Below are 4,023 nucleotides of genomic sequence, written 5' to 3'. Positions count from 1 at the left end.
CAAGTAATCTAAGCATACTTAGCACTTGGGGGTGGCCGGGGCTTCACGGGGTCGGCTGCCACCGGCGCGTTCGCCCCGGCGGACAGTCTCTTGCGCCTAGCGGACGATCGCGAGGGCGAAGCCGTCCCAGCCTTTCGAACCCACGGTCTGGATCACGGTGCCGTCCAGCCGCGGGTCATCGCCCATCATCTGGAGGGTGCTGATGATTCCGGGGGCGTTGACCGGGTCCATCGACGCGTCCAGCACCGCACCCTCCCACACGACGTTGTCCACCACGATGGTGGTGCCGGGCCGGCCAAGCCGGATGGCCCAGTCCAGGTAGTGCGGGTTGTTTTCCTTGTCGGCATCGATGAACACGAAATCGAAGGGCGGCCCGGCCTCGTTTTCCAGCTCGGGCAGGGTGTCCAGCGCCGCGCCGACCCGGATGTCCACCTTGTGGCCCAGCCCGGCATCGTCAACGTTGGTCCGCGCGACGCGGGCGGGCCATCCAGATGGTGCTGAAGCCGGCCAGCGTGCCGATCTCCAGGACGTGGCGGGCACCGGAGAGCTGGACCAGCAGTTTCAGGAGTTTGCCGGCGTTGGGGGCCACTTCGATGGCCGGCATGCCTGCCTCAAGCGCGCTGGTCACGGCGCGCTTGAGTGAACGGTCCGGGCGGACCACCGCGTCGGAGAGGAAGTTCTCGACGGCGACCCAGCCGGGGGCGGACTGATGCTCGATCATGCCCCCAGTGTTCCAGCCGTCCGCGCCCGGCGGTACCCCCGCGGGCGCGCTTTTCCCGCCCGGATTTCGGCGTGCGGCCCGACTCAGTCCACCTAGTTTCCCGGCCGGGCTGGAATCTGCGGGCCGGTCCCGCCGGCGCCCTGCCCGTCGATGGCGTTTTCCAGCCGTTCCACCTTGCCGGTCAGCTCGCCGCTGTAGCCCGGCCGGATGTCCGCCTTGAGGACCAGCGAGACGCGCGAACCGTAGGCGCCCACCGCGTCCGTGGCCCGCTTGACGACGTCCATGACCTGGTCCCACTCGCCCTCGATCTCGGTGAACATGGAACTCGTCCGGTTGGGCAGGCCCGACTCCCGGACGATCCGCACCGCGGCCGCGACGGCGTCGTGGACCGACGCGTCGCCGGGCGCTTGCCCGTTGGCGGGGTCACCGGAGGGTGCTACGGAGAATGCGACCAGCATGTGGTGGTTCCCTTCACTCAGTCAGGACACCGGGGGCGAAAACTTCCGGGCTGTCCGGCACCAGTCTTTCACGCGATTCCAGCCCGGCAGCGGCCGGGCGCACCTCCGCCACCGTCATATAAGTCACTACCCGCCGGTAACAGGTTCGCGCACCCTTCGCGTTGCTACCCTAGGCAAATGAACCGGGCAGTAGACCGCAGGCCGCTCCGCGCAGATGCCGCGCGCAACGTGGACAAAATCATCGCCGCGGCCCGCCAGTGCTTCCGCGAGCACGGCCCCGAGGTGCCGCTGCAGACCATTGCCGTCACCGCCGGAGTGGGTCCCGCCACCCTTTTCCGGAATTTCGCCGACAAGGAAGAGCTGGTGCTCGCTGCCCTGAACCAGCAGCTCCGGCTGCAGGTGGACCCGGCCATCGATGAGGCCCTGGCCGATCCTGACGCCGCCGCAGGGCTCTTTCGGGTCATCGATGCCACGATGCATGTCGCCAGCGAAGAGGCCAACCTGCTGGGAGCTGTCGCGGGCCGGCGCGGGCTGCTGACCGGGATTACGGGTGGCCTGATTGAATCCATCGCCGTGCTGCTGGGCCGGGGCCAGGGGCAGGGCACCCTGCGCAGCGATATTTCCATGACGGACATGATCCGCCTGCTGGCCATGCTGATCGGCGTCGTGGACACCATGGAGCCGGGCTCCGACGCGTGGCGCCGGCCCGTGGCGCTGGTTGAGGACGCCATCCGGACGGAGCGGCCGGACCGGGCGTTGCCGCCGCAGGCCCCGCTGACGGGCACCGCGTTCGACGCCGTTCTCGGCTAGCACCCATAAGCGCCGGATCCGGCATATGCCCCGACTGCCCGGTGCCCGGCGCTAGTCTTCGGCCGGCTTTTCCTTGGCTTCGAGAAGGTGTTGCTGAAGCTTCTCTTCGGCTTCCCGACGGCGGCGGGACATTTCGCGCATTTCCCGGGTGGACTCAGCCCCGCCGGAAACATACGGCTCGTGCTGCTTGGTGCGCTGATCCTTGCGCGGCTCCGAGGCCTGCTGCTCCGGGGCCTGCTCGTCGGCAGCCTCCCGGCCGGCAGCCGGCAGCTCGCCGTCGTGTTCAGTCATGTTCGAATGCTCCCATGCCATCCCGGCACCAAGTAGGGACTAAAGACCGTTCCGGCGGCACCCACAGCCCATCCGCGCTCCAGCGCGGTCAGGCGTTCCACTGGCGGGTCAGTCCCAGCCGAGCAGCCGGAGCCCGGCGGCCGCGGCAGCGCCGGCGATCACCACCACCAGGAACGGCGCACGCAACCACAAGGCGATGCCCGCCGCCGCCAATGCGCCCAGCCGGGCGTCCAGGACGAGCGACTGGCCGGAGGCGACAGCATTGACCACCGTCAGGGACGCCAGCAGCCCGATTGTCATGGTCCCGGCAATCCTGGACATCCGCGGGTTGCGGAGCAGGCTGGCCGGCACCAGGTAACCGAGCAGCTTCCAGGCGTAGGCGAGCAGGCAGGAGAGCAGCAGCCACATCCAAAGATTCATGCGTCGTCTCCGGGGCGGTCACTGCGGGATTCGCGGGCCGGGTCGTGGTGGTGGTGCACGTGGTCCTCCGCGTACGGATCGACGTCCGGTTCCAGGCCCTCATCGCTGCGGCCGTGGCTGAACCAGCCGATCCCTGCCGCGACCACGGCGGCGACGAGGATCGGCACTCCCGGGGGCACGAACGGCACGGCCAGCACGGTGGCCAGCGCGCAGACCACCGCGATGGCCACAGGTTCCCTGCCTTTCAGCCGCGGCCAGAGCAGGCCCAGGAAGGCCGCCACGGCGGCACCGTCCAGTCCCCACTGTTTGGGATCCCCGAGCGCCCCGCCGGCCAGTGCGCCGAGGGCGGTGAACAGGTTCCAGAGGACAAAGACGCCGATTCCGGCGGTCCAGAAGCCGCGTTTCTGCTCGTCGGGGTCCGTCTGCCCTGTGCTGGTGGCGGTGGACTCGTCGATGGTCAGCTGGGCCGCGGCAAACTTCCGCCACCCGCGCGGCTGCAGGAGGGCATTGATCTGCATGCCGTAGATGCCGTTGCGCATGCCCAGCAGCGTCGCGGCGCCCATCGCTGCGACGCCGGACCCGCCTCCGGCCACCACACCGATGAAGGCGAACTGCGAGCCGCCGCTGAACAGCAGCAGGCTCAGTGCCATGGTCTGCCAGAAATCCAGGCCCGAGGTTACGGACAGCGCACCGAAGGAGACGCCGTAGAGACCGGTGGCGATGCTGATCGATAAACCGATCCGCACCGCCGGTGACTGCAGGATTTTCACGGGCGCCGGTTCCGCCGCGTCAAAGTCCAGGCCCATGCGATGAGGGGCGCCTGGAGCGGGAGCCGCAGGGTGTGCACGCGTCGCCGGCGCGGCGAGCCCTCCGGCCCGTAGGCTTTGCGCAGGGCATCCACGTGGCCGGCGAGGAAGGCGGCGAACATCGCCGTGACGCAGCCCGCGGCGGCCCTCCGGGTGGCCGGGACCAGGAGCCCGACGGCGGCGGCGGCTTCCAGCAGCCCGCTCACTGCCACCCATTCCTCACGGGACAGGACGGCCAGGGGCCCGTTCGGCTGCTCGCCGGAGTCGTCCCGGCACAGGAAGTCGGGTACCACCGGGTGGAAAAATTCAGGCTCGCGGAAGTGCTTGGCGGCACTGGTGAGCAGCAGCGCGCTCATCGCTGCCGCGGACAGCGTCTGGAGGTCCGGGACGGGCCGGCGAAATGGCATGCAACAACTCAACCACAGCGGCCACGCCGGCCGTAATCCGCCCGGGACGCGGGGATGTAAAGATGTCAGCCCGGGATCCGTGTGGCAGCCAGACGGCTACCGTGGGGGCC

At 69.3% G+C, this 4,023-nt stretch carries 6 protein-coding genes and 1 pseudogene; 1 reads left to right on the top strand and 6 read right to left on the bottom strand.

The genetic code is table 11. The features are described from left to right. Positions 1-96: 96 nt before the first annotated feature. Together LQV45_RS19855 and LQV45_RS19850 are read right to left on the bottom strand one after the other, a co-directional pair. Positions 97-721: pseudogene (locus tag LQV45_RS19855) on the bottom strand (O-methyltransferase). Positions 722-813: 92 nt separating this feature from the next. Beyond that, on the bottom strand, positions 814-1,179 hold the full coding sequence (locus tag LQV45_RS19850; RefSeq protein WP_230008484.1) for a thiamine-binding protein: 366 nt from the start codon (positions 1,177-1,179) through the stop codon (positions 814-816). A gap of 177 nt (positions 1,180-1,356) precedes the next feature. Here LQV45_RS19850 and LQV45_RS19845 point away from each other — a divergent pair, with 177 nt between their 5' ends. Continuing rightward, positions 1,357-1,989 (top strand): TetR/AcrR family transcriptional regulator, encoded by a 633-nt coding sequence (locus tag LQV45_RS19845; RefSeq protein WP_028275272.1) that lies wholly within the window; start codon positions 1,357-1,359, stop codon positions 1,987-1,989. Between the two features lie 51 nt (positions 1,990-2,040). Here the strand turns inward: LQV45_RS19845 and LQV45_RS19840 are convergent, their stop codons facing one another. From LQV45_RS19840 to LQV45_RS19825, 4 genes are all read right to left on the bottom strand, one after another. Beyond that, on the bottom strand, positions 2,041-2,280 hold the full coding sequence (locus tag LQV45_RS19840) for a hypothetical protein (protein WP_230008483.1): 240 nt from the start codon (positions 2,278-2,280) through the stop codon (positions 2,041-2,043). Positions 2,281-2,388: 108 nt separating this feature from the next. After that, a complete protein-coding gene (locus tag LQV45_RS19835) occupies positions 2,389-2,700 on the bottom strand; it encodes an AzlD domain-containing protein (protein ID WP_230008482.1) in 312 nt (103 codons plus the stop codon). After that, a complete protein-coding gene (locus LQV45_RS19830; protein ID WP_230008481.1) occupies positions 2,697-3,506 on the bottom strand; it encodes an AzlC family ABC transporter permease in 810 nt (269 codons plus the stop codon). The genes LQV45_RS19835 and LQV45_RS19830 overlap by 4 nt, the downstream gene beginning before the upstream one ends. Then, positions 3,467-3,913 carry a hypothetical protein gene (locus LQV45_RS19825; protein WP_230008480.1) on the bottom strand — a complete coding sequence of 149 codons (447 nt, stop codon included), beginning with the start codon at positions 3,911-3,913 and terminating at the stop codon, positions 3,467-3,469. The genes LQV45_RS19830 and LQV45_RS19825 overlap by 40 nt, the downstream gene beginning before the upstream one ends. Between the last annotated feature and the right edge of the window lie 110 nt (positions 3,914-4,023).

The organism is Microbacterium sp. Bi128 (assembly GCF_918698205.1).
The sequence above is the reverse complement of the archived record's forward strand: the minus strand, read 5'-3'. Positions and strand labels throughout refer to the sequence as shown.